2 protein-coding genes and 1 pseudogene are annotated in these 1,193 nt (G+C 31.3%); all 3 read right to left on the bottom strand.

Annotated elements, in window-relative coordinates; translation table 11 throughout:
• Positions 1 to 127 (bottom strand): annotated as a pseudogene (locus AC1DTM_RS27440) (DJ-1/PfpI family protein); the annotation flags it as partial.
• A complete protein-coding gene (locus AC1DTM_RS27435; RefSeq protein ID WP_002161472.1) occupies positions 124 to 615 on the bottom strand; it encodes an ankyrin repeat domain-containing protein in 492 nt (163 codons plus the stop codon). The pseudogene AC1DTM_RS27440 and the gene AC1DTM_RS27435, both read right to left, overlap by 4 nt.
• Positions 616 to 996: 381 nt before the next feature.
• Positions 997 to 1,193, bottom strand: a 197-nt coding sequence (locus tag AC1DTM_RS27430) for a hypothetical protein (RefSeq protein WP_477001371.1), incomplete at its 5' end; no start/stop codon positions are given.

Raw genomic sequence — 1,193 nt, 5'->3', positions numbered from 1 at the left:
CAGTATGAACTGTAAATGGTTGACCTTCACTTGTTGCTGTAACGGAAAAAACTTCAAATGGGCCCGCAAAATCTAACACTTCCACTTCCTTAAAAAGAAAAATCCCTACATTCCAGTGGCTAATCAAAAGCTCACTTCCTCTTGCAAATGATGCAATAGGGATTCATGCCCTTTTTCTAAAGCAATATCATATGCGGTTTTCCCATCATTTTTCTTAATCATTTTATTAGCACCATTTTCAAGAAGTAATATAATGATTTCTTCATCTCCTAATAACGCTGCTTCATGAAGTCCTGTCCAGCCACCACTTTGCACAGCATTCACATCTGATCCCTTTTCAATTAAGAAAGCTACAAGCTCGCTTTGCTTATTCGCAATTGCTGCTTGAAGAGGTGTATTTTCATTTTCGTTTTTTGCTCTAATATGTATTTCTGCTCCCTGTTCTAAAAAGAAACTTGCAATTTCTTTCTGTCCAAAATAAGCAGCTAAGTGAAGCGGTGTCCATCCATCTTCACTAAATGAGTTAACAACACTTGGATCCGTATTAATGATTTCTACTACCTTTTCTTTTTCCCCGCTTATGACTGCTTGTAATATTGATATGATTTGTTCCATAATGAACCTCCATGTATACAAATATTAAATACCCCTTAATAAATTCCATTAATAATCACATGTTCCTTTCTAAATAATTAAGTTTACATAATAATATTATTTTTATAATTCGTTATCCTAATAAAAAAAACAGCCCACTCTCGAGTAGATTGTTTTTGAATTTCATTTTTATAATTGTTTTAAAAAATTATCATTTTCACTTGCAACTAATTAACATTAATAAAAATGAAATGAAATTATATATTTAGCAGCCATGAATTCTTTACATATCGAAACCGGCTATTTACTTAAATTAATAGTTTTTTATCATTTGAAAACCAAAATGAATTTTATCCTTACATTTGAAAAATCCATATGTAGCAAGCGTCTATAACGGTACTCTTATCGTACTAATCTATAACAATTCTGCCTTCTTCCCTTACCTGTATCCTTTAAAACATAAGACTTTAAAACGAGTGCTGTTAGTGAATCTGTTAATGTTTTATATGATAAATTTGAAAGGGCTAATAGATCGTTCGTATATAACATTCTATGCTTCTCTAATAATAATAGTACTAATCGTTCTGACGGTTTTAATG

Source organism: Bacillus sp. P4_D3 (assembly GCF_056401855.1).
This window is presented reverse-complemented; position numbering and strand designations above follow the sequence as displayed.